Here is a 25,053-nt window from a genome sequence, read left to right on the forward strand (position 1 = left end):
ACCATAGATTAATAGCAATTATTAAGATATTATTTTTCTCATTTTTTACCTGCTTGACATGCTTATTTTATTCTTTAATTATGAATACTCGCATCATGATTGAAGCAGATATGCGAACAATATTAATAATTAGCTAATGGACAAGGTAGTCCAGTTGAGAACGATATGAAACATACTCTATTGACATTAGGTGTAATTGCAGCACCATTTTTACTTTATGGCGTCCCTTCGTATGCGGATGAAAATCTGGCCCAAGGTTGGCTTTTTCATTCTGATGCTACCAAAGGTGAAAATATCACGATTACAGGTTGGGCACAGGCAAGCGTTGCTGACAGTAATCATGGCAAACAATTGGCACCAGCCACGGTATTTAGACATTCAGATGGCTTTACTCTCGATCAAATGGGAATTATGGTCGAAAAAAAAATCAAGAGTAATTTAATTAGCCGTGTGGGCCCAATTCCAGTTGAAATGCCGAAAGATTTCGATTGGGGCTTTAATATTACAGCGATGTATGGTGCGGATAACTTTTTTTTTCGAACGTATGGTTTAGATGATGATTGGTCGATTAATAAATTAGGTAATTTTGACCGTACGGATTATTACACAACCTTAACACAAGCCTACTTAGACTTTTATCTGCCTTATTTCAATGGAAGTAATTTGACAATTGGTTTATTTCATTCACCGCTTGGTCATGAAATAGGTTTTGCACTACCTAGTCCTGCACCAGCTAACTTTTATACACATACCTATAGTTTTGTACATGGACCAGCAAAACATACAGGTGTGCTATGGAGTAGCCATCTCCTAAATAATCCCACTACGTCAAAACTTTCCTATGAACTGGGCTTGGTTCGTGGATATAACAATTGGCAGGACATCCATAACAATTGGAGTTTAATTGCCAACTTACGTTGGCGCAGTGCAGATTTTAAAACATGGGTAGATTTTGAGAATATTTATGGAAATAGTACAGATGATTCTGTTACCAGTTGTCTATGTGGATCACCAATCCCAACCAGTTCTGCACTTGCCAGTGATAGTTCCTTAAAACGTTTTCAATCTTATTTAACTATTTCACACGATATTGATGAGAAAAATAGTTTAGCCATGGAAGCGTCTTATGGCTACCAAGAGAAGTCGTTATTTGCAGATATACTCAATCAAATACCAAGTACTTCTCTCTCAAATGGAGGTGTAGATGCCTCATGGTCAGGCGTAAATTTAAGTTATAAGCATAAATTCAACACCCAACTTAGTACCTCTTTACGAGGAGAATATTTTGACACCGATGGCGTAAACGTAATGTTGCCTTATGCCGGCAAATACAAAGCCTTAACCAGCAATATTGCTTGGTCACCTGTTCCATATTTACGTTTACGTCCAGAAATTCGTTATGACTGGTATACAGGAAAAGCCAAACCATTTGGTGCGGATAAAGATACCCCACCTCCTTTAACTCAAGGCCAATATGACAATCAATTTAGTTATTCAGTTGATTTGACCTTCTTTTTTTAATCATGGATGAATCGGAAGAAATTAATATGAAACCACAGCAATGGGATACAAAATATGAATGGAAAGCGGTACTCCTCCTTTCATTAGGATTTGGTTTAGTCGGATTGGATCGATGGATTATTGCACCATTACTGCCATCAATTATGAGAGATCTTGACTTAAATTATACCGATATAGGTTTGATTTTTGGTGCATTAGGAATAACGTGGGGAATTTTTGCAATCCTAGCGGGAAATCTATCTGACCGTATTGGCCATCGAAAAATACTCATTCCATCTCTCATTATTTTTTCAATTGCATCTGGATTTTCCGGTACTGCGACTGGACTGATCAGCTTAATTTTTATAAGAGCCATTATGGGAGTATCTGAAGGTGCATTTTGTCCTACCAGTTTCGCCGCTACTGCAATAGCAGCAAAACCTTCACGTCGTGGGAGTCTGCAAGGCCTTCAGCAAAGTGGATTTGCCTTGTTGGGATTAGGCTTAGGTCCTATTATTGCGACACAATTACTTCTGGTTGTTCCATCATGGCGCGAAGTGTTTTGGGTGGTTGCCATTCCAGGATTAATTTTAGCAGCCTTTATGTACTTCATTATTAAAGAACCACAAGATACTCAAGGTGGGCAAGTTCTCTCAAATCATAATGAGATCAGTCATCAGAAAGAAAAGATACATTGGGGACAATTGCTTAGAACCAGAAACATATTGCTTAGCATGCTGGGTTTATTTTGTACCATGTCATGTGTTTTTGTAATTAGTGCCATGGTGCCACTTTATTTAGAAAACTATTTGAAATTAAATTCTCAAAGTATGGGAATCGTTGTATCAGCAATTGGTTTTGGTGGTTTTCTAGGTCAATTTTTACTCCCCACAATTTCTGATTGGATTGGTCGAAAAAAAGCTTCTTTTCTTGGCTTTCTAGGATCAACGATCTTTATTTATTTTTTCGCAAATTCAACTGCTGAAGTATCCACATTATTCATCTATTTATTCATTCTTTCATTCTTTAGCTTAGGATTAATAGCCTTACTGAGTGGTCCTATTGCCGCAGAATCCGCTCCGATTGGTCTAGTCGCCTCTTCTATTGGACTCGTTGTTGGAGCTGGAGAAATTTTTGGTGGAGGCGTAGCACCTTTCATATCAGGTTTAATTGCCGAAAATTACGGTATTCAAAATATTTTTTATTTAAGTCTGATTGGGACAATGACAGGGATGGTTATTAGTTTATTTATTAAAGAAACGGCGCCTCGACTAATACAAAAACATTTTTTAAACAATTCGGTACATAAAGTTAAAACTTCAGGAAGCAGCAAATGAACAGTCCAGTAACTATTCTCAAGCAAGGTCATTTTTGGACAGGTATTCAACGCCATAATACACCGCTTGGCACAATTGCATATGGTGCAATGTCTGTTCAATATCAAATACCTCAAGAATTAAAATTCCCGTATCCAATTGTCTTTATTCACGGAGGAGGCGGACAAGGCTGTGAATTTCTTTCTACGCCTGATGGACGCCCAGGATGGGCTCAATACTTTTTAAGACAAGGTTTTTCAACTTACATCATTGATCGGGCAGGTCATGGCAGATCACCATTTTCAGAAGCTCTGGGTGAACCTGTTTCTCTATTAACGTATGAATTGGTTCAAGATTTATTTACTCAACCCAAATCACATATTGGAGGTGAATGGGCAAAGCTTGCAAAAAATTGGCCTGATAATAAAGAAGCTATTGATCAATTTATGGCTGGGGCCGGTCCAGTCATTGGAGCCTTGGCCGAAACTGAAAAATTTGCTCGTTTAGGTGGTGCAGAATTGCTTGATCAAATTGGTCCTTGTATCTTAGTCACCCATTCCATGGGAGGACCATGTGGATGGGTAATTGCGGATGAACGCCCTGACTTGGTTAAAGCGATCATTAGTATCGAACCTTTAGGCCCACCATTTTCAGAACCCTTTCCTGGCTTAGGGGCACTTGAGTGGGGAATTACGGCAAGTCCTCTTCAATTTACCACATCAGCACCATCAGCTGACCAGATTTTAGACTCATTTCAAACAATTAATGCACTAGCAGAAATACCTATCGCAATTTTAACTGGGGAAGCATCTTTTATGAATGCCGCTGACCCACTTACGGTTGAATTCTTAAAACAACATGGTGCCTTAGTCGAACATGTCAAATTAGCTGAACATGGCATGTACGGAAATGGCCACTTTATGATCGGAGAAACAAACAGTGATGAAATAGCTCAATTTGTAATTGATTTAATCAAAAGCAAATTACCGAATGAATCGGAAAACTGATTTAGTTAATTTTAAAAAGGAATTTATTATGAATTATGATACAGACGTACTCGTTGTTGGTTGTGGCCCTGTTGGGATCTTATGTGCGCTTGCTCTTGCACAAGAAAATCTGAAAGTCACGATTATTGAAATGTCACCAGAAATCATACCTGCACCTCGAGCCCCAGTTTATTTTCCTTCTACTATTTATGCACTCGATAAATTAGGATTATTAACAGACTTAGAAAATATTGCATCAGTCGGCAAACAAATCTCTCAACACTTCCCGATTCTGAATAAAAAGGTAACAATAAACCTGAATATTTTAGAGGGGTTATCTTATCCTTATACCCTACATATTGGTCAAGATAAACTGGCTGAATTAGGTATCAAACATGCAAAAAAACTAGGCGTTGAAATTCAATTTGGTCAAAAATTTATTAATTTCGAGGATGTTGAAGATGGTGTAATTTCAACCGTCGAGAATGCAGAAGGTCGCTTTGATATCAGGTCTAAATGGCTTATCGGAACAGATGGTGCAAGTTCATCCGTGCGGGAAAAAATGAATATTCATTTTGATGGAATGACTTGGCCAATTCGATTTGTCGCAGCAAATATTCACGCAAAACTTTACGATCATGGTTATAGTGCAACAAATTTTATAGCACGCCCAGAACATAATGGTGTCGTCGTTATTATTGATGAAAAAACTGATTTGTGGCGTATAGCCTATTCAGAAAATGCAGATTTAGATCCAGAAAAAGTTGCAGAGCGCTTTGAAGAGAATTGTGCGCGTCCATTTATCCCCGAAGGTGCACAATATAAAATTTCTACCTTAAGACAATATAGATTACACCAACGAGCAGCTTCTACGTTTAGACAAGGTCATGTACTTTTAGCCGGTGATGCGGCGCATATTACCAGTCCAATTGGCGGCTTGGGCTTATCAGGGGGCATTTGGGATGCGATGATATTAGCAGATTTATTGGGTGCTATCTCTAGAAATGAGGAAAGTATTGATATATTAGATAAATATTCCGAAGAACGGCAACGTGTTTTTTGGGAAGTGGTTACCCCAGGAGCAAAGGAAAATTTGCGTGTAATTGGGGAAAAAAATATAGATCAACATCAACTGGATTGTGAGGCTGCTCAAGTTGCCGGAAATAATCCTGAAATAGGGGTTCGCGTATTACTTTTCTCTCATAAACTCATTGGGGATACTTTACGTAAAAATTCACGCTGGAAAGATGCTAGTAAAATCAAGGGTGTTGATATGAATAAAATTGATGCTCAAATGGGCGATATTAAAAATCGATTTGAGGAGGCAACATCTCAAATAAAATTAAAAGAAACGACCTCATAACTCCAGATATCTTTAAAAATCACTGCAATATGTCGATTGTTTAGACATATTGCGGTCCTATTAAAAATTAGATTAGGTGATGCTATCGAGTTTTTCATTCAATTTTTTCATGGCTTTTTCTGATGTAACAACCGTAAAATCGGTAAGTTTTTCTTTTAATGCAACATGATTTCCTTGTTTTAAAATATCATCGGCCTCGATATAGGTTGGACAATTGGCACCTTAAATGATTAATTTTGCCTTGATGTTTTGCGCTCTTTCAACAGTGACCCTCCCGTGCCGCAGGAATAAAAATATCCATGTCCGTGGGTCCAGAAATCATCATTACTGATGACCTGTACGCATTCAAGTCCTGCTACACCCGCAACTTGCTGTAAATAGTCCAGTAGTTTTGGAATATCAATACCTCAGGATAATCGATTTGTACCAGTATGGTCCTGAATACTCGTGATGATGGCACCGGCTTCCTGAAACAGTCGGGCAGCTTCACCGTCAACATTGCCCAAACCCTATACTGCTACTTTGGCGCCTAGAATGACAAATTGATTTGATTAAATAAATTACAGATAATGACATCTATATTTTGATATCTACCTGAATATCTCAAAATAGCCTAAATCCTGCTCAAGTTGATAATATTTTTAAAATCATCTACTTAAATGTAGTTTAGATTATAACCTAAGTTTAATTTTCAAATCCAATTCTATCTTTTTAAAGATACTGAAATATTTGCCAAACAGATTGAGCTAACCATTTTCTTGCGACAATATCATCACTGCGGTTAAACCAGTTTAGACTAACCTTAAAGGAATCCATCGTAAATGGAAGCTCAAACATTTGGACATTATTGCTATGCTTCAAATAATGCTGAGCCGCGCGTGATGGTAGTGTCACCAACATATCGGAACACTGTAAAACACCTTGCAATACACTAAAATGTGGCACCTCCAAACGGATATGACGTTTTAAGTTCATGGTTTTGAGTGTCTGCTCAACCTGTATATGACCAGTCGAAGATTTAATCGCAATATGATCTTCCTGTAGATATTGCTCTAGGCTTAGTTCTTTTTTTAATCTCGGATGATTGGCTCTGGAAATACAAACATATCGCTCCTCAAATACAGTTCGCGTTTCTATTTTTGACATCATGGTTTTACTGCTATTAAAAACCGCCAAATCCAGAAAGCCATCAATTAACCATTGTTCGACTTTAGCAGATTCAATCTCTTCAATTTCAATTTTGATATTTGGAGCTGCCTGCTGTAAAAAGGCAATTAAACTTGGTAAAAGACAAATTTCACCTACATCAGATAAACCAATTCGAAATGTTTTATGAGAAGTCTCTGGATGAAATGCCTGAACTTCAGCAATTGCCGACTCAATATTAAAAATAGCTTGATGAAATATAGGATAAAGCTCATGAGCCATTTTGGTTGGCTCAACACCACTACGTCTTCGAATAAACAGTACATCATTGAGCTGATCACGTAAACGATTCAAATTATAAGTGACCGATGGCTGGCTTAGATTTAACTTATCAGCTGCTTTACCAATATTACGAGACTCATAAATACAAACAAAAACCTTAATCAAACCTAAATCCATGGCACTGATCCTTTATATTCTCTAAACAAAGACTTCATTTTCTTTATTTAAAGTCTAGTCTGTTTTATATGAATAACAAAGGGTTATTCTATTATGTCACCTTTGAATCCAGTGCAATTCGCATAGATCGAATACAGATACTTATCGCTATCACACTCAACGTTGCAAGCAAACAAGGAATTGCAAGTGCAATAAAATTATATTCAATGGGTAGGTTCAGACTTAAAATCCAGCCACATAAAATCGGACCAAGTATTGCACCAATCCGCCCAACACCCAACGCCATACCAATGCCAGTGCTGCGGATCGGCGATGGATAAAACTGCGCCATATGCGCAAGTAATAAAATTTGTCCACCAATAGAAGCAGCCCCTGCAACGGCAACACAGAGATATAGAATTATCATCGGCAATGCATAGCTCAATAAGTAAAGTGATATTGCACCGGCCAGAAACAATACACAAATCACCTTACCCAACTGAAAGCGATCAGCGAAATAACCGCCTCCAATTGCACCAGCCATACCACCCAAATTCAGTGCCAGTAGAAATACCAAACTCGTGGATAAATCATAGCCTGCTTCAACCATAAGTTTAGGAATCCAGTTGCCTAATGCATATACCAGCAGTAATGCCATAAATACACTTAGCCAAAAAAAGATCGTCACTAACGCACGGTTTTCACTAAATAAAGCGAGCAAAGGACGAGAGGCAGCCTGTTGGTTCTCATGATTCAAGACAATTTCGGTATGGCGATCTATCGTTTGTGCAGGTGCCAGTTGTTGCAACACACGGTGAACATCTTCCCATTTCTGTTGACGCACCAGATAATCAATCGACTCAGGCAAGTATTTCCAAATAAATGGTAATGAAATAAGCGGAATACCTGCCAAAATAAACATGATTTGCCAGCCAAATTGAGGAACCAACCACATACCCAAAAGTGCTGATCCCATACCACCAATTGCATAACCGCTAAACATCAATGAAACCAAGGTGGATCTTAGTTTTTTCGGTGCATATTCTGTCATTAAGGCAATCACATTGGGCATCACACCGCCCAAGCCCAGCCCTGCAACAAAGCGATAGATCGCAAACTCTTTTGGACTATTAGCAAAACCACATAATACGGTAAAAGCACTAAAAATTAGAACGCATAACATAATCAGGCGTTTACGACTAAACCCATAAGGCTCTAATTTATCTACGAGATTGCCAAACAGCATAGCACCAAACATCATGCCAAATAATGCAACACTGCCGAGTAGGCCCGCAGTCATACTATCCAGCTGCCAATGCTGCATCAGTTGTGGTAAGGCAACACCGTAAATTACCAAGTCATATCCATCGAAAATAATAATCAGCGCACTCAACAAAATCACTCGCCAATGTAATGGCGTTAATCTTGCGTCATCAATCAGTTGATTCGCATTTAATTTTTCCATCATTGCTTTCCTTAGCAAATTGTGAATAAAACAAAAATCCTGTTAACTGTTAAATAGTCACTATCCCAAGTTGTTGTAATTGTTGTTGAGCATTGGCTAGATCTTGTTGCAGATCATGCTGCCATAACCAGTCAAAACGATGTTCAAGATGCTCACCGATTTGTGCAAAAGATGTATATTGTGATGAATAGCACTCGTAGATTTCACCAGACTCACGTGATGTTTTTTGTACAAGACAAGCCCGTTTTAAACGTGAATTTTGGTAAATTTCAGATACATCACCCAATTGGTCCACCTTTAAGTTTTTTTTAGCCAATAATCCTGCAAGAATTACTGCATCTTCCAAACCCTGCCCGGCTCCAGCCCCTTGATGAGGTAACATGGCATGTGCCGCATCTCCCATGAGAATGACACGTCCTGATACACTTTGATAAGTCGAAAGCTCTTCAATCTCATGTAAAGCCCAAATGGTTGGATGTTCAATCAAATCCAGTAACTTTTGGCAACTTTCGCTCCAATCAGAGAAATCAGCCAACATTTGTGCTTTATCAACAGGCCGTGTCCATGGGGTATCTGGCGGTAGTACGGTATCTTCTCGATTTGAGCAAAAAGCAACAATATTAATCTGTTCGCCTTTTCTGATCGGAAAAGTCAAAATATGTTTGTCTTTCCCAAGCAGCATCTGCGGAATATCAGCCAAATCAGTATCACCCTGCATTTTCTGCAAGGCATCTTTAAATGAATGATACGAAATGATTCCACGATATGCCCATGTACCTGAGAAAACTGGTTTTACTTCAGGCAAACCATGAGTCTTTAATACATATTGGCGAACAACTGAACGAATACCATCGGCACCAATCAGATAATCACATTCATGATTACTTCCATCACTAAAATGCAAAATGATATGATTGTCCCGCTCTTCAATAGATTCCAACCTTTTTGAAAAATGTACATTTTGTGCTGGCATGTGAGGAATAATCGCATCCAAGAAATCCGCACGGTGTACCGAAGACTGACCTATACCCTCAGCAATCGAGGCAGATAAATATTCGTCAGTATAGCCATTACGCCATTGAAACCAGACATCCTGAAAAGGCGCAGCAACCGTATCTGCAATGGTATGATATTCTTTTGCTAAACCCAACAACTCAATCGCTTTAACTGCATTTGCACCAAAAGAAATACCTGCTCCAATTTCCGAAAACTGAGCAGCAGCTTCAAACATTTGTATATCTAAATGGGCATGCTTACTTAAATTACTCGCAAAAGCAAGACCAGCAATACCACCACCAACCACGGCAATCCGAATACGTGTATTCATGTGTTTTATCCTTAAACATCACTGTTATTTTCACATATTCATTTTTTAGAAATTATTTATTAAAGTCCAATTAATATTTTTTCCATTAAGTTATTCAAAAATTAAATAACCCGAATTCCAATTAAAATAAAGCTTACAACAAGAGAAATTAAATAACATTCTCATTATTTAATATTCAAGACAAATTTTCTACAAAGATATCACTTATTTAAAAAAATAGTTGTCTTTTTTTATCTTTACCATACCTTTAAAATATAAAAATATACCCGTCAAGTCTTTGACTCCACCCGATAAAGAAAATAATTTAATAAAACAGTCCTTCACAAATTGGAAGTAAAGGATAAATAAGACGATGGAAGATTATTTTATGCCACATTTTAAAGTACAATATTTCGCTTTTCCCATATTATTCGTGCTGAGTAGCGCCACCAGTACCACACTCTTTGCCGCAAATGCTATAGCACCCATCGAAGATGAATGGAAATTCACCTTAAAAAATGCCTATATCAATCGTGATTATGATTATTCCAACCTCAAAGATACAGGAAGTTGGTCACAAGCTGCATCTTTATTTCATACCTCAAAAATGCATGATACTCCGCTACAAATTTTCGATAAACCAATGACCATCGGAGTGGATGCTTCGGTACAATATGCGATACGTTTAAGCTCGGATAAACATATTGCCGATACCGTTTTACCATTTGATTCTCAAACACAATCTCAAGCCTCTGACTTTTTAAAATACGGTGCAACAATAAAACTTGGCTATGATAAAACCTTGTTCAGTATCGGGGAACTGTGGCTAGATTTACCCGTCACCGCAGTTGATGCTAGTCGTCAGTTACTCACATCATATTGGGGAACCAATTTAAAGTCACAGCTTACAGATCAACTCTATGCTGAAATTGGTCGAATAGAAAAAGTTTCTCCACGAAACCAAGAAGATTTTTATAAATTTTCTTTTACCTCCAATGGAGTAACCCAATACTCCGATGGCTTAAATTATATTGATTTACGCTACCAACTTAGCCCATCACTTAAAGGTGAATATTACTTTGGCAACTTAGAAAATTTATACAACAAACATTATGTCGGGCTGGAACATGCATGGAAACAGCCCAAGTTTGTACTTAGCTCTAAATTTAAATATTTCAATGCCAAAGATGACGGCAATACCTTTGATATTAATGCTCAAAATATTGGTTTGCTGGAAACCCTAAAAATAAAAAATCACACTTTCGGTTTAGGTTACCAACAAATTATTGGAGAGTCAGCTTATCCTTTACCCGATGGTTTTTTGCCAGAGACTTATTTTATTAACTGGAATACGACCGGCTTCTTTAAAGAAGATGAAAAGTCCTACCATTTTATTTATGGGTATGATTTTAAAAACTATATATCTGGTTTAAATGCAATAGTGAAATATGTTTATGGCAATAGTTTTAAAACAGCTAGTGGAGAAAAAAACAAAGAAAGCGAGTCTAACCTAATCATTAACTATGCATTTCAACAACCCTATTTAAAAGGGCTTGCTTTGCAATATATTCGTATTGATTACAAAATAAAGCATGGCAATGATTTTGGTGAAGACCGTTTGTTTGTAAATTATACAAAGAAATTTTAATTCCTTTCTACCAATGAAATAAAGTACTATCACGAAAATATTATTCAACATGATATTCAAGTTCTTCTCTTGCTCGTGATAGTACGGTCAATATAAGAAAATGATTTTCCTAATGATAATTAAGAAAGTTATCTAAATCCATTTTTCTATAGTAAAACTGCTATAAATGGCATACTGTGACCAAATGATTTATTAAGAACATTTTAGAAAGAAAATATTGGCAAAGCTTGAGAAAGGATATTCCTTTCGGGCTGTCCCGACACAATTTAAAATTGACAAAAAATACGATTATTAAATGGGAAAAACGTATTTTTGTCAATCCCTTGACTCAAAGTTATCAAAAGCAGATCAACTATTTAAATGCGTGTTGATCAGATAAATCCATTAGCCTTTTGATGACATGACGTAGGCCCGGCAATAAAACAGAAGTGCGTGGCCATATAAGGCTCAATCGGGTTGGTTCGGGATTCAGTGCTGTTAAAATTAATTGTAGTTTTTTATTCGCAATATGTTCTTTTACCAGTGAATATGGAAATTGCATAATTCCAGCACCAAGTAAACAAGCATCGACCATGGCATCACCATCACTGATCTGATGAAATGGTTTTGGATAAAATCGAACATCATCTAAAGTTTCATTTTTGAGTAGCCATCCTAATGGTTTTGCACCACGCCAAACGACCAAACATTGATGCTGATGCAAATCTTCCAGTGTTTCAGGAATGCCATTTTTTTCTAAATATTCGGTTGATGCACATAATACCAGTTGCTGATCATTTAAATATTTTGCAACGATGTCTAAACTGTCTTTGACTTCACCAAATCTGATCGCCAAATCAAAACCAAAATCCTGGGGATCAATAACTTTATCGTTGAAGGTAATAATAAAATTTAGTTGAGGATATTCATCAGACATTTCCATTAGTATGGGAACCATCACCTTTCGTCCAAATGCAGAAGGCATATCAATCCTTACAATACCAGATGGATCTTTTAGATTGGCACGTAAAGTATTTTGTGCAGACTCCAAGGTATGTAATGCATCAAGACAACTTTTTAAATATTGCTCCCCTTCAGTGGTTAATGACATTTTTCGTGTGCTTCGATAAAAAAGTTGTACACCCAAATGCTGTTCCAATCGACTGATACTTTTTCCAACAGCTGATTTGGATATCCCAAGGTCTTCTGCGGCTTTCGTAAAACTATTGACTTCAGCAACCGTAACAAAATAAATCAAGCTTTGGAAAGAATCTAATGAAATAGTAGAAGACACCATTTTTGATTTGCGCCTCAATAAAAATTTAGCATATTAAAAATTTCCGTATGGAGCAGATTGCTAGCCTAAACTAAATCTTTATTTTAACTAACAATATTTTCTCAATTTTAATTTTCTTTTGCTTCGATAAAGTTACCAAGGTCTTTAGAAAATTTTATTGGATCTTTAAATGCGAGGAAATGATCCGCATGCTCATCATCATATATAAATAATTTTGAATGCTTAATCATGGAATTCATCCATTTTTGACTCTGCACATTGTTACTATATATACCAGTAAAAATAGCCGTTGGTACATTTATTTTATATTTAATCACATCTTCCCAGTTATTAGTTGCATGATCAAATAATACTGCCGACATTTTCTCTGGTGAATTCTGAATGACTGTTTGTGCAAATTCTTCAGAATTCTGGAAATAGAGAGAATCATTGACTTGGTATCGAACAAATACATTCATATCCACGACGAGTTGATTGGTTGGTTCATTTTTGGTAAACGCAGCAATCATGCGCTCTGGCGATGTTGTCATTGCACCGAGATTTAAACGTCGCTCCTCAGTCCAATCTGCATGAGCATATATAGACACCGGTTCATCAATAAATGCTAATTTATTGATCTTGTCCGTGCCGAAAAGATCAATATACCCCCAAATGATTGATGCGCCCATAGACCAGCCAATCAGATTTGCTTTTTCCAGTTTGTTATGATCCAGAAATTCTTTCAAATCCATACTCAATCTAGAGATTCTTGAGCCATAATCAACTTGGTCAGATAATCCCTGATTTCTAGGATCTATCACATACACATGATAATGTTTACTCAATAAATAGATAATATTAATAAATTCTGCGCCATTTGCAGACCATCCCGGTATAAAAACAAGTGGCGTACCTTTTCCTGCTTCCCAATAGGCTATATTCACCTGATCACTGGTCTTGAATTTTTTAATTTCTAATCCTTTAAAATCGGATAATTTCTCTGGAAAACCATTTATCTTATTTGGAAATGCATAATCCTGTGCCAATACATCAACAGCATTTCTGGCAAAAATAGCCGAGCTAGTGCTTGCCAAAAACATACTCAATAAAAGTATATGCACTTTATTCATCATTCCACCACTATCCAATCATTCACAGGGTAATATCATGAGTAAAAAAGTAGATGAGCTTTGCACCTACTCTTCGCAATGTTAACCTTGTTTCTTCAGGGTATCAGAGAATAATTCTCCGGATATTGCCCAATTATCTACCGAAACATCATTAAAAATCACATAAATATACTTTGGATCTATATTGGCATGTTTGGCAATCGAATCAGTCACTTCCTTGGCAATCGCAGATTTTGCTTCATCGCGACCATCAAACATTTGGATATTTACAACTGGCATAATCTTTCACCTTCTAAGTAAGTTGAAACTCAGTGTAATGAATTGTGCAGCATCAATAAATGCAGTCAAAGGCGTCAAATTGTAGAAAAAAAATCCACAATCCCAAAAATGAGGTCTGAAGGTAACCATTAAAAAAGATTTATGCAGGATTTAAACATGCTATACTCGTCCAAATCTAAAAAAGTCCTGCATTTTTTCAATAATTTGATTAACATCAAAGATTGAAGTAAATTCTCAGGCAAGTTAGTTTCAATGGTGGAATCATTTGTAAAATAAAAAACTGTTATCTGACCTATTTCATTTCATGAAAATAAAATTAAAGACTGACCATCGTTCGATCAATAGTTTTTGATTTTTTATCTTTTAGATTAATCAGAAATAGCCAATAACATAAGCCAGGAAATAAAGCCATAAGAATAGTCCATGTATTGGTATACATCTTCCACCATTCTCTCGAAATTTCGCCTGTATGGCTCCATCCAAAAAGCACAAAAAATGGTGTAGCAATAACTAGTGAGCTGATACAGATGCTTAGCAAGTTAAGAACACTATAACGATTTAAAAGAATTGAGAATATAAAACTGAAAGGTACAGTCAAAATACAATAAGCCAAGTAAACAAGACCATGCCCTACAAAAACCACGAAAATCGAATATAGGCTGTATTCACGATTTACAACGATAAAGAGTAATGCTATAAGAAACAGTAATGGTAAAGGCGCAAGTAGTAGGGCTTTTATTATATTTACTTTTGAGTATCTCATTAATTTAACTCTTTTCTTTACTCAATAAATATTAACACTGTTACGGATCCTCAGAAGATCTTTACTCCACTTGAGCCATACTATTTATTCTCCCCTACCCTTAACTCACCCGACAGCAAAAAATTTTAGTAAAAAATATTGACAATTAAAACGATACCGTTTAGTTTTGTTTTAACACAAATCAATCCAAAAAATAAACCTGAATGCAGATAGATTATTATCGATAAAAAAGCATTAGTGTTTTGATATTTATGGATTATATTTAATATTGGTAAGTATGATGGCTCGACAAAAAAGTGATGTTAAACGTGACCTTTTCCTTAAGGTGGCAAAGGAGGTTTTTCAGGAATTAAGTTTTGGTGGTGCATCAATGGATGAAATTGCCGCAAAAGCCGGTAGCTCAAAAGCAACCTTATATCGCTATTTTGAATCCAAAGATGCCCTGTATTCTGAGCTCATTTCAAAAATAGCAGCTGAACGTGAAAATCAGGTGATGACTTTCCTTTATAAAAGTATCGGTGTAAGCGTCACCAACGATTTACCCAAAGAAGTCATTGATGCAACGTTTATATTAGATCCAGATCAGGATGTTGAAATCACGCTGAGAAAATTTGGGAAATATGTTCTTAAATTTTTTCATACACCGAATCGTTTTGCTGCAACAAGAATGGTGATTGCTGCATCGGCAAATCCTGAAATCGGAAAAATGTTTTACGAACAGGGTCCTGTAAAGGCGTTAAAACTTGTAGAGCAATATTATGCCAGTGCAATTGAGGCAGGTCATTTTCGCAGGGCGAATCCCTCAATTATGGCTTTACATTTTCGAGGTTTGTTGGAATCGGAAGTACTGGAACTAGGTTTATTGAATATTAAACCTGATTTAAATGATGAGGAAATAGAGGGCATTGTTGATCGGGCAGTAGATGTGTTTTTAAGAGCATATAAAGCTCAATAGTTTTAATTATCGTAAATCATTTTACCGAGGTAATATATGAATCAAGTAAATCAAGATACCATGATTGCAAATCTCCCAATACGGGCAATCATGATCTGTAGCCTTTTCATTTTTGGCACGTCCAATGCGTACTCTGCCAGTGAAAGCTCAAATCCTGATAAAAAATCCACATTAGCTTTAGGTGTGGGTGGCGTTGTTGTACAAAAAGTATATCAGGATATGGATACCGATAATGTGTTTTTTCCAGTAGTAAATTATGACAACAAATGGATCAATGTCTCTGTACCAAAACTGGATGTCAAACTCTATACAAACGAGTCTCTTTCTCTTCGAGCACGGGCGCGCTACTCAGGAGATGGCTATGAGAGCAAGGATTCTCCATATTTGATGGGTATGGACGAACGTAAATCGAGTATATGGTTGGGTGGTGCACTTGAATGGAAAACTGATATTGCCAATGTATCAGCGGAATTATTATCAGACGCATCGGGTAATAGTAAAGGGTCTCGTGCTAAAGTTTTGGTGGATCGTCGTTTTGCCATGGGTCAGTTTGGTTTGACACCTCGATTAGGCGTTGAATTCTTTGACAAAAAATATGTTGATTATTACTACGGTGTAAAATCAACGGAAGTAACTGCAAATCGTGCAGCCTACAAAGGCGATAGTGGAAGTAGTGTAGAAGTTGGGATGCGGATGGATTATGTTATTTCGCCACATCACAGTGTTTTTCTCGATGCAGGCGCAACGCTATTTGACAAGTCAATCACAGATAGCCCCATTGTAGATGATGGGACTAGCCAATATGTCATTGGTCTGGGATATTTATATCGTTTCTAATTTTTTTAATATAAAGGACTTACGCACTATCATTTAGAAACTCTTTGAGGCAGAAGATGATCTTTATTGAAAATAAAATGATCAATAAAATTCTTAATGATAGGTCGAAATAAGTCTGAACCGTACTGGGTTTATCGGCGACAGTTTATTTAGAATGATGACAACATATAGTTTCGATCACATTTCTTGGTCAATCTGCCGATAAACCCAATTCTCGATGGATATAAGCTTAGTTATTCTTTTTCTAGGCAAGTAACCAACTAAAAAATCTAAGAAAATTTTATGTCTTGGTAAAAATAAGATTCATCAAATGCTAGATATAAATTTAAAGAAAATATCACTGTATTTGTTTAAACATTCTACTAATTTTCCTTGTTATAAATCCTCTTCAACGTCCCAACTCAGTTTAGACGCAATACAACTGTTTTATCTTCAGCCTAAACTGTTGTAATTATAATTTCCATAAAACCCATGGTCAGCAATAACCAATGCTAGATAATAGTTTTAATCTGGGGATGGGAGTTGAATAACTGCAAGTTGTATAGGTGTTGACCCTGCATTCCAGCTATTGTGTCCATTCCCATTTGTATCTGTTGTTAAAATGCAAGAACCTGCATCTAAGAAAAATTCTGTTCCATCTTCAGCTTGATAACCCATTTTACCAGAAAGACAGATAACCCATTGATTGTTAGGGCTCGGGTGCCAACCACCTTGCCAACCGACAGGCAGTTCAATAATAATAAAAGATTGAGTGTCTATTGTTTCTGACACTAGCATAGGTGGTGCTGGAGGAGCAAAATGTGTTGCATTCAATTCGTGAGTTGCGTGATGATTAACATGAGATATTCCCATTTCATCAACAAATAGGTGTAAGAATGTCCAATTTTTCATCATTTTCCTCAAATGATTAAACTATATTAGGTGAATTTATAAAATTAACCGTACTGACTTTAACTGAGACAGTTTATTTAAGTTAGGCTACCTGACCTAACGGATTTATCTTAATATAATACATCGATTCATACTGAAATGGCGACACATATCCAATCGCACTATGCAGTCGTTTTTTGTTAAACCAGTCTATATGATGGATTTCGTCATCGGAACCTTCTATCAAGAAAAGCAGAGTTAAACCGCCCAAAATATCGAATCCATTTTGCAGATGAAGAAATTAGTTGCTATAAACCAGTCCATAATGTGAATAAGTAGCCAGTTAAAGCCATTGTCATTATTAAAACTTAATGTTTTACCTAAGGTCTTTTATAACTGTAATACCTAAACACCTTAAAGCTTAGAAAATAGTCATTGCTACTTTTCGATCATTAAAATCCATCGTATATCGAGTAAATTAAAGTGATTGACATGATAAGCTTATTTGCATACCACTATAGACGACCGGTCTACTTTATTAATTATAAGGTGATAAAAGATGACAACGTTACAGGCAAAAAAAATCAGAAGAAAAAAGGCTGCATATACTCGATAGCAGTTTTGAATTGGTACTACACAAAGGTTTTGCCGGCGTGGGGTTACAGGAAATTTTGAAAAATTGTGGCGTCCCGAAAGGCTCTTTTTATCATTATTTTGAATCCAAAGAGGCTTTCGGCTGTGTATTGTTACAACATTATATTGCCAATTATCAACAGCGTTTAAATTTGCTTTGGGACAATACTGATTCAGCCCAACACAAAATTTTACGCTATTTCAACATGTGGATTGAAGATGAGGCGATTAAAGGCGGTTGGGCAGAACATTGCCTGATTGTCAAATTGGCCGCAGAAGTCGCTGATCTGTCTGAAGATATGCGCCTCATTATGGATGCGGGTGTAAAGCATTTAATTGAACAGATTGCGCTACTGATTCAGCATGGTGAACAAGATGGTTCGATTCATGTTGAGGCAGATGCCGCCGCTGTGGCACAAGTCTTATATCAAATGTGGCTTGGTGCTGCGCTGCTTTATAAATTACAAAAAGATAAAACGCCTTTGTATCAAGCGCTTCAAGCAACCGAATTTATGTTAAATCGCAAAACTGAAAACTGATTTTAAAACGCTAGGATATTGATGATGAAAATATTAATTGTACTAACCTCTCACGCTCAACTTGGTAATACAGGTTTAAAAACTGGATTTTGGCTCGAAGAATTTGCTGCGCCTTATTATGTGTTTAAAGATGCAGGCGCTGAAATTACGCTGGCTTCACCCAAAGGCGGTCAACCACCTTTAGACCCTAAAAGCAATGAACCCGACTTCCAGACTGACTCAACGCGTCGTTTTAGTCAAGATTCCGAAGCACAATATCTTTTAGCCAATACCAAACTTTTAACCCAAGTTCAAACAGATGATTTTGATGCAGTATTTTATCCTGGTGGTCACGGTCCACTATGGGATTTGGTAAATAATGAACAGTCCATTGAACTGATTCAACAATTTGACCACGAGCATAAACCGATTGCCTTGGTTTGCCATGCCCCCGCTGTACTCAAAAATGTCAAATCAGTTACTGGCGAAGCATTCGTGAAAGGTAAAAAGGTAACTGGCTTTGCTAACAGTGAAGAAGAAGCTGTACAACTCACACAGGTAGTACATTTTTTGATTGAAGATACGTTTAAAGCACAAGGTGCGGATTATGAAAAAGGCACAGACTGGCATTCTTTTGTGCTGGTTGATGGTCACCTGATTACTAATCAAAACCCTGCCAGCTCAGAGGAAGCCGCAAAACAATTATTAAAGTTACTTGAAGCTTAAGGAAACATGAACATGAATAAAACCGAATTAAACCATATTCTGCAAAGATTACGTCAGGCACAGATTGAGCAAGGTTCACCAAGCTTGACTACGTGCCACACCTAAAGACACGGTCGGATTAGGACGATTGGCAACTTTTAAATATTGCGCTTGGGCCTCTTGACGCTGTTGCTGCAATGCCAGACTTTGTTAATAAATGTTATTGGCTTGGGCATTTTGTACAAATTGTCCAGTATCCGATGGCCAACTTTTTTGTACAAAATCCAGATCAAAATTGCTTTGCGTTTCACCCCATAAATTTGCCAATTGTTTTTTAGCGATATTTAATGCCCGTTGATTTTCAATATGTATCACGAGGACACGGTCTTGGTCTAATTTTGAGATACTGCCTGCCTGATAACGTAATTTTGCCGCATCAAGTGTGGTTTGACTGGTTGTCAATTGGCTTTGACTCAGCTTCAACTCTTCTTGCTGCAATGCGACTTGTGACCATAGATATTCAACGGCAAGGGCAATTTCTGCTGCATATAAGGTCTTGGCAATCTCAATCTGAGACATTTCAACCTGTGCAAGTTGTTTTAACGCACGGCGTTGTCCAAACACATCGAGTTGCTGACTCACACGCATCTCAAGTTCACGATCCTGATTACCACCAAAACCTTGTTGTGTAACTGATACACTAGGATTTGCCCACAATTGACTTTGCTTAAGCCGAGCACTGGCAATCTCTTGTTGTGTCGCAAAACTATCAACTTGCTGTTGGTAGGCAATCACCTTTTCCAGCGTTTGTTGATAATTTAAAGATGTATTTGCCCATAACCCTGAAGAAAAGCCCAGCCCTGACATTGCAAGTATAATATTCGCTTGCAGCATGAGCGATAAACTGCGCGAACGATGCACAAAGGCATTCTTTTTAAACATTATATTCCCACCTTTTTAAAAATTAGAAAGTGGTGGGATTTTTTTGGCTACCCCACCAATAGCGGGGACAATAAAGGAGGTGGGTTTTGCCCTGTTAAATCAGGCGATTGATAAAAATTTTGCCAAAACATATTCGTTCGGCTCTGCTCTTCAAAAAAGTGCTGTATAACCAATGTTTGATCGGTTTGCATCAATAAAATATGCGTGTACGAGGGTAAATGATCGCGATGATCATTTGCGAAAAATGACTTCACATTTCCAGACATCGTATCATTGCTATTCACAGACGTTTTTTCCTGTGAACAATGTGTCATGACCTGATGGTGTCCAAAATGTTGCGTAGAGGCGATTTGAGCAGTATTTTCATGCACACAGAATGCCGCTGCAATATTCCATACACTTTGGAATAGCAGTAAGACTGTTAAAATTGTGATAAAGATAGGTTTTTTTTTCAAAAATACATCGTCAAACGTGATTCTATACTTCCATTTATAATATCATCAATATCTATTGTAAAGCCACATCATCAAAATCATTTTCATCTTTCTTATAAACTCATACGATGGCTATGATTCCTATTGCTAAGCGAAAGTGGTGGGAGTATATCAAATCTACCATTATTTCTTTTATCCAAGTTATCGAAGACAAAATTTTGACTACAATTTAATCTAAAAAATAGATTTAATTAATATGAATACGTTAATAATAGTAATTATCGTTTAATATTTAGAATTACATTTATACGCTGGGGCATTAAATTGAATCGATCTTATCATTGTCTGACTTTAGCAATTGCTGCAATTTCAATGCAAAATATATTTGCAGAAGAAACAAGCGTAAATATAACCAAAAATAATTCAACACATACTGTGGTTTTACCAACTATTGTTATTGAAGCAATGGATGATGGTGATCCAATCAAAACCTACGTAGATTATAAACAAGCAAATGTTACACGTAACGGTTTAGATAAAAAGGATATTCCTCAAACCATTGATACGATTGATGTATCAAAATATAAGATTTATGGTGCAAATGATTTAAGCGTAATGCTACAAGGTACACCCGGAATTGATACATCTTATGATACACGTGGTGATGGTATTTCAATCCGAGGGTTTAGTGCAGATACAGGTGATATTTACCGAGATGGTAACCGAGAAAGTGGACAAGTTCGCCGTAGTACTGCAAATGTTGAACGTATAGAGATTTTAAAAGGTCCAGCATCTGTATTGTATGGTCGCGGTGGAGGTGGAGGTGTAATTAATATGGTCACAAAATTTGCAAATTTTGATTCTAAAAGTTCTATTGGTGCTTATATAGGATCATATAATAACATTGGTGAAGTATTTGATTTCAATAATACAATTAATGATAATTGGGCAGTTCGCTTGACTGGAGAATATGGGGATACGAATAGTTTCCGTAAAGGAATTGGCACAAAAACTGAAATGATTTCCCCAAGTATTACGTATCGTAATGATGATCAAACCTTGACTTGGACAACACAATATACTTACGACAAAATTAATCGTGTACCCGATCGTGGCCCTTCTTTTGAAAATATGCCTGATGGTACTTCAATTAAAATGGGCTATGCACAAAAAGATGATTATATTTATGATCAATTACAAGTTTTTCGTACTGATTTAAAATATGATTTCAATGATAATTGGAAAATTCATTTTGCTGCAAGCGATCGTTCAGCATATCAAAATTTTGATCATTTTTATGGTGGAAGTTTATGTACGTCTACGGTTGAACCTAATCCTAATGGCACAACAACTGCAGCAAAGCAAGGTTGTTATGAAGGTTATATACGACAAACTTATTATTGGCAGCAAACAGAAAATAGTACTCGTGCAGGATCTTTAGAATTAGAAGGTAATTTCAATACTGGCTTTTTAAAACATCAGCTCATCACAGGTATAGATTATTCTTATGAGCAACGTGAGCCGTTATTATCGAATGTGAATGCTGATGGTTCAACTATTTATGGTTTTGTAAACCCATTAACTGGTGATCGTTTTAGTAATCGTGGTCAAGGACATGTCATCACAACACATAACTATAATGAAGCAACTTCTTATGGCATTTTTATGCAGGATTTGATCTCTATCGTGCCCGAAGTCAAAGTTATGCTCGGTGTGCGTTATGATGATATGGAGTATTCAACGACCAATAAATTATTAGATGCTTCAAATGCCAATTATAAGCGGACTGTCAAAGATGATCGTGTCAATCCGAACGCAGGTATTGTCTGGCAACCTGTTGAGGATCATAGTTTTTATGCCTCATTTAGCCGTAGTTTTGCACCATTTGGTGGAAACTCTGGTGTTAGTGTAGTCAGTGCAAGCCAAAATTTAGATATCATGAATACTGATCCGCAATATAATGATCAATATGAAATTGGGATGAAAAGTGACTGGTTTAATCAGCAATTTACTACATATTTATCATTATTTGATATTAGCAAACATAATATTCGCTATCGTCCTGATGCTGAAAATGATCCTTACAACTGGACAGTTGCAGGAAAACATCAATCTAAAGGTATAGAATTAAGCTTTACAGGTAAGGTCTTTGATGATTTTTACATTCGTGGTGGATACGGCTATAAAGATGCCAAAATTAAAGAAGATAAAGCTACGCCTGCAAATGAAGGTAAACAATTTAGTGGATCATCTAAGCATACAGGTAATCTATTCCTTCGTTATCTAGCCACAGATAAAATTTATGGTGAAATTGGTGCGACCTATGTTGGTTCTTATTATACAGATACTGCAAATACTACAAAGAGAGATGGTTGGACACGTTTAGATACCGCATTTGGTTATAAAGATGATAAGTGGGGAGCAACTTTTGCTATAAATAATTTAACGAATAAAGAATACTGGCGTTCGAGTTCTATGCCTGGCACACCTCGTAACTATTTATTCCGTGTGAATTATTATTTTTAAGTTGCCATTAAGTAAAGATTGAGATTATCTCAAAAGGTAGCCTTTTTATATAATTAAGGCTACTTTGAAAAATGAAAAAATTTGTGAAAACCCAAAAATTTATATAACATTGTAGAATCTTAATACGCACCATTGCATAAAATTCTAAATTAAAAAATAATGATTATTATTTATTTTTTAATAAGTATGACACATGTCAGAGTTGTTAACTTCATAAACAGATGATTTCTTATATTATTATGATGAACTTGTCGATCATATTTCTTCAAAACTGAAGAATCGACGTATCGCGATGGAAGTTGTACATAAAACTTATTTTCGAGTTTTACAAAAACCTGAACAATTCGGTCATTTGGTTTCACCGATTTCTTTTCTGCGTACAGTAAGTTTAAATATTGCATTAGATTAAATCAGAAAAAATGATATCTATCAAAAAATATTTTAAAGAAATTAAATTGGGATTTTGTGCTAATTCAACCATATTGGAAAGGTACTCTGAGCAAGAATTTAGAGTATTAAAAAACAATATGCTCAACTGATTCTTATCTTGGTTTGATGCTGTTCAGTCAAAAACATTTTCAGGTATTGTTGATCTAGTTGCAGAAGTTGTAGTGGATATGATCATTAATAATAAAAAATTACCTACTGCACTTTTTTCAGATAAAAAATGTATAGTGGTCGTTTTGCTGTTCGTGTTCCATCAATAATTCATCAAAAACTAGCATAGGAAGCCGCCGAACGTGGTGTAAGTATGAATCGTTTGGTATCGACGAAATTAGCTATGTGACTATTTTTGATGGTCTAAGGAATATGAATGTCTGGTTTGATACGAACAGTAATGGATAGTCATTTTACCCATTATTTTGCAATTATTGACCTTGGCAGATATTTTTTATATACCTTAAAGAAAAACTAAATTGACTAAAATCTTGAATAAAATTAATATTACCAAGCTGGCCTACATTGCCAGTCGGTTTTGACAGACCGTCGCGTATAGCGTACCAAATTCATACTTCCTCAGTGTGTATTGTGTGCGAAACCTTCTCGTCCCCCTTTGCGGTAGAACGGGAGGGGGACGCTTCGTGCGTGCTGGTTCCTATATGCCCAGTCTGTCAACCCCCTTTCGTTCTGCCACCATCATTTGACAGTGATTTGGTAGAACTTCTATTCGCATATAGGAGTTATGTTATGCACGCTATATTACGCCCAATAATTTTTCATCTCCGTTTCTTCAATATTAAATTTCTCAGCATTTTATAGATTCATAAGATTAGGAACTAATTTAGTTAATCTTTTTATATTAATTGTTGATATACCAAGTATTTGTTAGAACATACAAATAATCACTAAATCTATAAATTCAAACTACGGATAAATAGATATGTGATATATAAGGGTGAAAAATATGTCTGTAAAACTGATTGAATTAGAAATACCTAAAATAAAGACTTTTAAGTCGATGTATAAAAAAGCATTTATTGGGGTGGTGATTATTGCATTTATACTTGGAATACTTGATTCAGGGGGTAGCGGTTCGTTTTTTAAAAGTTTTTTCGCAACCCTATTTTTATTGGGAATTCCTGTTTTAGGCGCAGTCGCATTTTATCAAAAAATCTGTATCAAATTTGGGATCGGTTTTATCAAAAGTAACATGCAGCAATATGAGCAAGCACTCAAAAAACTAGGTTTTAACAATAATTATTCTGGGATTGGAATTGTAATCGATACTGAGCAAAAGAAAATTGCTTTTTTAGGTTCTACCAATTCTAAAGCACTGATTTGTGACTTTTCAGACGTTCGTTCTTGGCATCAATCTACCATGCAAGAAACTACGCAGTATAGAAATCAAGATAATAGCTATGCAGGTTCGAAAATACAAACTCTTTTTATTCATATCGTGGTTCATCTCGCTAGTCCTGAATACCCTGAAGCACGTTTTATTGTACGTGGAGATCGGGAAGCAAGTATATGGAGTGCACGATTAAATGCATTAATTAACGAATAATTAATTTGCATCACTTAGCTTTTTGAAAATTAA

General features: G+C 36.4%; 21 protein-coding genes and 1 pseudogene. 11 read left to right on the forward strand and 11 right to left on the reverse strand.

Annotation, left to right across the window (positions count from 1 at the left end; translation table 11 throughout):
* Window positions 1-165 precede the first annotated feature (165 nt).
* The 4 genes from CAP51_RS13310 to CAP51_RS13325 are packed head-to-tail and all read left to right on the forward strand — an operon-like array spanning window position 166 to window position 5,165.
* On the forward strand, window positions 166-1,521 hold the full coding sequence (locus CAP51_RS13310) for an outer membrane beta-barrel protein (protein WP_087621250.1): 1,356 nt from the start codon (window positions 166-168) through the stop codon (window positions 1,519-1,521).
* Window positions 1,522-1,547: 26 nt separating this feature from the next.
* Window positions 1,548-2,837 (forward strand): MFS transporter, encoded by a 1,290-nt coding sequence (locus CAP51_RS13315; protein WP_087621398.1) that lies wholly within the window; start codon window positions 1,548-1,550, stop codon window positions 2,835-2,837.
* Window positions 2,834-3,823: an alpha/beta hydrolase gene (locus CAP51_RS13320; protein WP_087621251.1), complete on the forward strand. Its 990-nt coding sequence runs from the start codon at window positions 2,834-2,836 to the stop codon at window positions 3,821-3,823. The genes CAP51_RS13315 and CAP51_RS13320 overlap by 4 nt, the downstream gene beginning before the upstream one ends.
* A gap of 28 nt (window positions 3,824-3,851) precedes the next feature.
* Window positions 3,852-5,165: an FAD-dependent oxidoreductase gene (locus CAP51_RS13325; protein ID WP_171294792.1), complete on the forward strand. Its 1,314-nt coding sequence runs from the start codon at window positions 3,852-3,854 to the stop codon at window positions 5,163-5,165.
* Between the two features lie 711 nt (window positions 5,166-5,876).
* On the opposite strand, the gene CAP51_RS13330 is transcribed toward CAP51_RS13325, so the two are convergent.
* From CAP51_RS13330 to salA, 3 genes are all read right to left on the reverse strand, one after another.
* Window positions 5,877-6,770, reverse strand: a complete 894-nt coding sequence (locus tag CAP51_RS13330; protein WP_087621253.1) for a LysR family transcriptional regulator — start codon at window positions 6,768-6,770, stop codon at window positions 5,877-5,879.
* 91 nt (window positions 6,771-6,861) lie between these two features.
* Complete coding sequence (locus tag CAP51_RS13335) at window positions 6,862-8,214, reverse strand: MFS transporter (RefSeq protein ID WP_087621254.1); 1,353 nt, start codon at window positions 8,212-8,214, stop codon at window positions 6,862-6,864.
* Window positions 8,215-8,263: 49 nt separating this feature from the next.
* Window positions 8,264-9,541 (reverse strand): salicylate 1-monooxygenase, encoded by a 1,278-nt coding sequence (gene salA / locus CAP51_RS13340; RefSeq protein ID WP_087621255.1) that lies wholly within the window; start codon window positions 9,539-9,541, stop codon window positions 8,264-8,266.
* Between the two features lie 367 nt (window positions 9,542-9,908).
* On the opposite strand from salA, the gene CAP51_RS13345 reads away from it, so the two are divergent.
* Window positions 9,909-11,168 (forward strand): OprD family outer membrane porin, encoded by a 1,260-nt coding sequence (locus CAP51_RS13345; RefSeq protein WP_087621399.1) that lies wholly within the window; start codon window positions 9,909-9,911, stop codon window positions 11,166-11,168.
* A 352-nt stretch (window positions 11,169-11,520) separates the two neighbouring features.
* Here CAP51_RS13345 and CAP51_RS13355 read toward each other — a convergent pair whose 3' ends face one another.
* From CAP51_RS13355 to CAP51_RS17545, 4 genes are all read right to left on the reverse strand, one after another.
* Window positions 11,521-12,444: a LysR family transcriptional regulator gene (locus CAP51_RS13355; RefSeq protein ID WP_213062697.1), complete on the reverse strand. Its 924-nt coding sequence runs from the start codon at window positions 12,442-12,444 to the stop codon at window positions 11,521-11,523.
* 107 nt (window positions 12,445-12,551) lie between these two features.
* Window positions 12,552-13,469, reverse strand: coding sequence for an alpha/beta fold hydrolase (locus CAP51_RS13360; protein ID WP_245809168.1), 918 nt, complete (start codon window positions 13,467-13,469; stop codon window positions 12,552-12,554).
* A gap of 165 nt (window positions 13,470-13,634) precedes the next feature.
* Window positions 13,635-13,832, reverse strand: a complete 198-nt coding sequence (locus tag CAP51_RS13365; protein ID WP_087621257.1) for a tautomerase family protein — start codon at window positions 13,830-13,832, stop codon at window positions 13,635-13,637.
* Between the two features lie 316 nt (window positions 13,833-14,148).
* The gene (locus tag CAP51_RS17545; protein ID WP_087621258.1) at window positions 14,149-14,595 is read right to left on the reverse strand and encodes a hypothetical protein; all 447 of its coding nucleotides are present in this window, start codon (window positions 14,593-14,595) and stop codon (window positions 14,149-14,151) included.
* A gap of 280 nt (window positions 14,596-14,875) precedes the next feature.
* Between CAP51_RS17545 and CAP51_RS13375 the strand changes: the two genes are divergently transcribed.
* Together CAP51_RS13375 and CAP51_RS13380 are read left to right on the forward strand one after the other, a co-directional pair.
* The gene (locus CAP51_RS13375) at window positions 14,876-15,550 is read left to right on the forward strand and encodes a TetR/AcrR family transcriptional regulator (RefSeq protein ID WP_087621259.1); all 675 of its coding nucleotides are present in this window, start codon (window positions 14,876-14,878) and stop codon (window positions 15,548-15,550) included.
* 36 nt (window positions 15,551-15,586) lie between these two features.
* On the forward strand, window positions 15,587-16,387 hold the full coding sequence (locus tag CAP51_RS13380; protein WP_228150491.1) for a MipA/OmpV family protein: 801 nt from the start codon (window positions 15,587-15,589) through the stop codon (window positions 16,385-16,387).
* Window positions 16,388-16,891: 504 nt separating this feature from the next.
* On the opposite strand, the gene CAP51_RS13385 is transcribed toward CAP51_RS13380, so the two are convergent.
* Together CAP51_RS13385 and CAP51_RS17730 are read right to left on the reverse strand one after the other, a co-directional pair.
* Entirely contained in the window at window positions 16,892-17,278 is a 387-nt protein-coding gene (locus CAP51_RS13385; protein ID WP_171294793.1) for a cupin domain-containing protein, read from the reverse strand.
* A gap of 82 nt (window positions 17,279-17,360) precedes the next feature.
* Window positions 17,361-17,480, reverse strand: a pseudogene (locus CAP51_RS17730) (IS3 family transposase); the annotation flags it as partial.
* A 376-nt stretch (window positions 17,481-17,856) separates the two neighbouring features.
* Here CAP51_RS17730 and CAP51_RS13390 point away from each other — a divergent pair.
* Together CAP51_RS13390 and CAP51_RS13395 are read left to right on the forward strand one after the other, a co-directional pair.
* Window positions 17,857-18,429, forward strand: a complete 573-nt coding sequence (locus tag CAP51_RS13390; protein ID WP_087621261.1) for a TetR/AcrR family transcriptional regulator — start codon at window positions 17,857-17,859, stop codon at window positions 18,427-18,429.
* A gap of 24 nt (window positions 18,430-18,453) precedes the next feature.
* Window positions 18,454-19,134, forward strand: coding sequence for a type 1 glutamine amidotransferase domain-containing protein (locus CAP51_RS13395; RefSeq protein ID WP_087621262.1), 681 nt, complete (start codon window positions 18,454-18,456; stop codon window positions 19,132-19,134).
* Between the two features lie 189 nt (window positions 19,135-19,323).
* Here CAP51_RS13395 and CAP51_RS13400 read toward each other — a convergent pair whose 3' ends face one another.
* Complete coding sequence (locus CAP51_RS13400; RefSeq protein ID WP_087621263.1) at window positions 19,324-20,055, reverse strand: TolC family protein; 732 nt, start codon at window positions 20,053-20,055, stop codon at window positions 19,324-19,326.
* A gap of 47 nt (window positions 20,056-20,102) precedes the next feature.
* Window positions 20,103-20,510, reverse strand: coding sequence for a cation efflux protein, CzcI-like (locus tag CAP51_RS13405; protein WP_087621264.1), 408 nt, complete (start codon window positions 20,508-20,510; stop codon window positions 20,103-20,105).
* Window positions 20,511-20,861: 351 nt separating this feature from the next.
* Here CAP51_RS13405 and CAP51_RS13410 point away from each other — a divergent pair, with 351 nt between their 5' ends.
* Entirely contained in the window at window positions 20,862-23,015 is a 2,154-nt protein-coding gene (locus CAP51_RS13410) for a TonB-dependent receptor (RefSeq protein ID WP_087621402.1), read from the forward strand.
* Window positions 23,016-24,420: 1,405 nt separating this feature from the next.
* Complete coding sequence (locus CAP51_RS13415) at window positions 24,421-25,020, forward strand: hypothetical protein (protein ID WP_087621265.1); 600 nt, start codon at window positions 24,421-24,423, stop codon at window positions 25,018-25,020.
* Window positions 25,021-25,053: the final 33 nt, after the last annotated feature.

The organism is Acinetobacter populi, assembly GCF_002174125.1.
Classification (GTDB): Bacteria; Pseudomonadota; Gammaproteobacteria; order Pseudomonadales; family Moraxellaceae; genus Acinetobacter; species Acinetobacter populi.

Excerpts from the sequence above, each read along its gene's own strand:
- CAP51_RS13310 (WP_087621250.1), top strand. The coding sequence starts at position 166 with ATGAAACATACTCTATTGACATTAGGTGTAATTGCAGCACCATTTTTA.
- CAP51_RS13315 (WP_087621398.1), top strand. The coding sequence starts at position 1,548 with ATGAAACCACAGCAATGGGATACAAAATATGAATGGAAAGCGGTACTC.
- CAP51_RS13320 (WP_087621251.1), top strand. The coding sequence starts at position 2,834 with ATGAACAGTCCAGTAACTATTCTCAAGCAAGGTCATTTTTGGACAGGT.
- CAP51_RS13325 (WP_171294792.1), top strand. The coding sequence starts at position 3,852 with ATGAATTATGATACAGACGTACTCGTTGTTGGTTGTGGCCCTGTTGGG.
- CAP51_RS13330 (WP_087621253.1), bottom strand. The coding sequence starts at position 6,770 with ATGGATTTAGGTTTGATTAAGGTTTTTGTTTGTATTTATGAGTCTCGT.
- CAP51_RS13335 (WP_087621254.1), bottom strand. The coding sequence starts at position 8,214 with ATGGAAAAATTAAATGCGAATCAACTGATTGATGACGCAAGATTAACG.
- salA (WP_087621255.1), bottom strand. The coding sequence starts at position 9,541 with ATGAATACACGTATTCGGATTGCCGTGGTTGGTGGTGGTATTGCTGGT.
- CAP51_RS13345 (WP_087621399.1), top strand. The coding sequence starts at position 9,909 with ATGCCACATTTTAAAGTACAATATTTCGCTTTTCCCATATTATTCGTG.
- CAP51_RS13355 (WP_213062697.1), bottom strand. The coding sequence starts at position 12,444 with ATGGTGTCTTCTACTATTTCATTAGATTCTTTCCAAAGCTTGATTTAT.
- CAP51_RS13365 (WP_087621257.1), bottom strand. The coding sequence starts at position 13,832 with ATGCCAGTTGTAAATATCCAAATGTTTGATGGTCGCGATGAAGCAAAA.
- CAP51_RS17545 (WP_087621258.1), bottom strand. The coding sequence starts at position 14,595 with ATGAGATACTCAAAAGTAAATATAATAAAAGCCCTACTACTTGCGCCT.
- CAP51_RS13375 (WP_087621259.1), top strand. The coding sequence starts at position 14,876 with ATGGCTCGACAAAAAAGTGATGTTAAACGTGACCTTTTCCTTAAGGTG.
- CAP51_RS13380 (WP_228150491.1), top strand. The coding sequence starts at position 15,587 with ATGAATCAAGTAAATCAAGATACCATGATTGCAAATCTCCCAATACGG.
- CAP51_RS13385 (WP_171294793.1), bottom strand. The coding sequence starts at position 17,278 with ATGAAAAATTGGACATTCTTACACCTATTTGTTGATGAAATGGGAATA.
- CAP51_RS13395 (WP_087621262.1), top strand. The coding sequence starts at position 18,454 with ATGAAAATATTAATTGTACTAACCTCTCACGCTCAACTTGGTAATACA.
- CAP51_RS13400 (WP_087621263.1), bottom strand. The coding sequence starts at position 20,055 with ATGTTTAAAAAGAATGCCTTTGTGCATCGTTCGCGCAGTTTATCGCTC.
- CAP51_RS13410 (WP_087621402.1), top strand. The coding sequence starts at position 20,862 with ATGCAAAATATATTTGCAGAAGAAACAAGCGTAAATATAACCAAAAAT.
- CAP51_RS13415 (WP_087621265.1), top strand. The coding sequence starts at position 24,421 with ATGTCTGTAAAACTGATTGAATTAGAAATACCTAAAATAAAGACTTTT.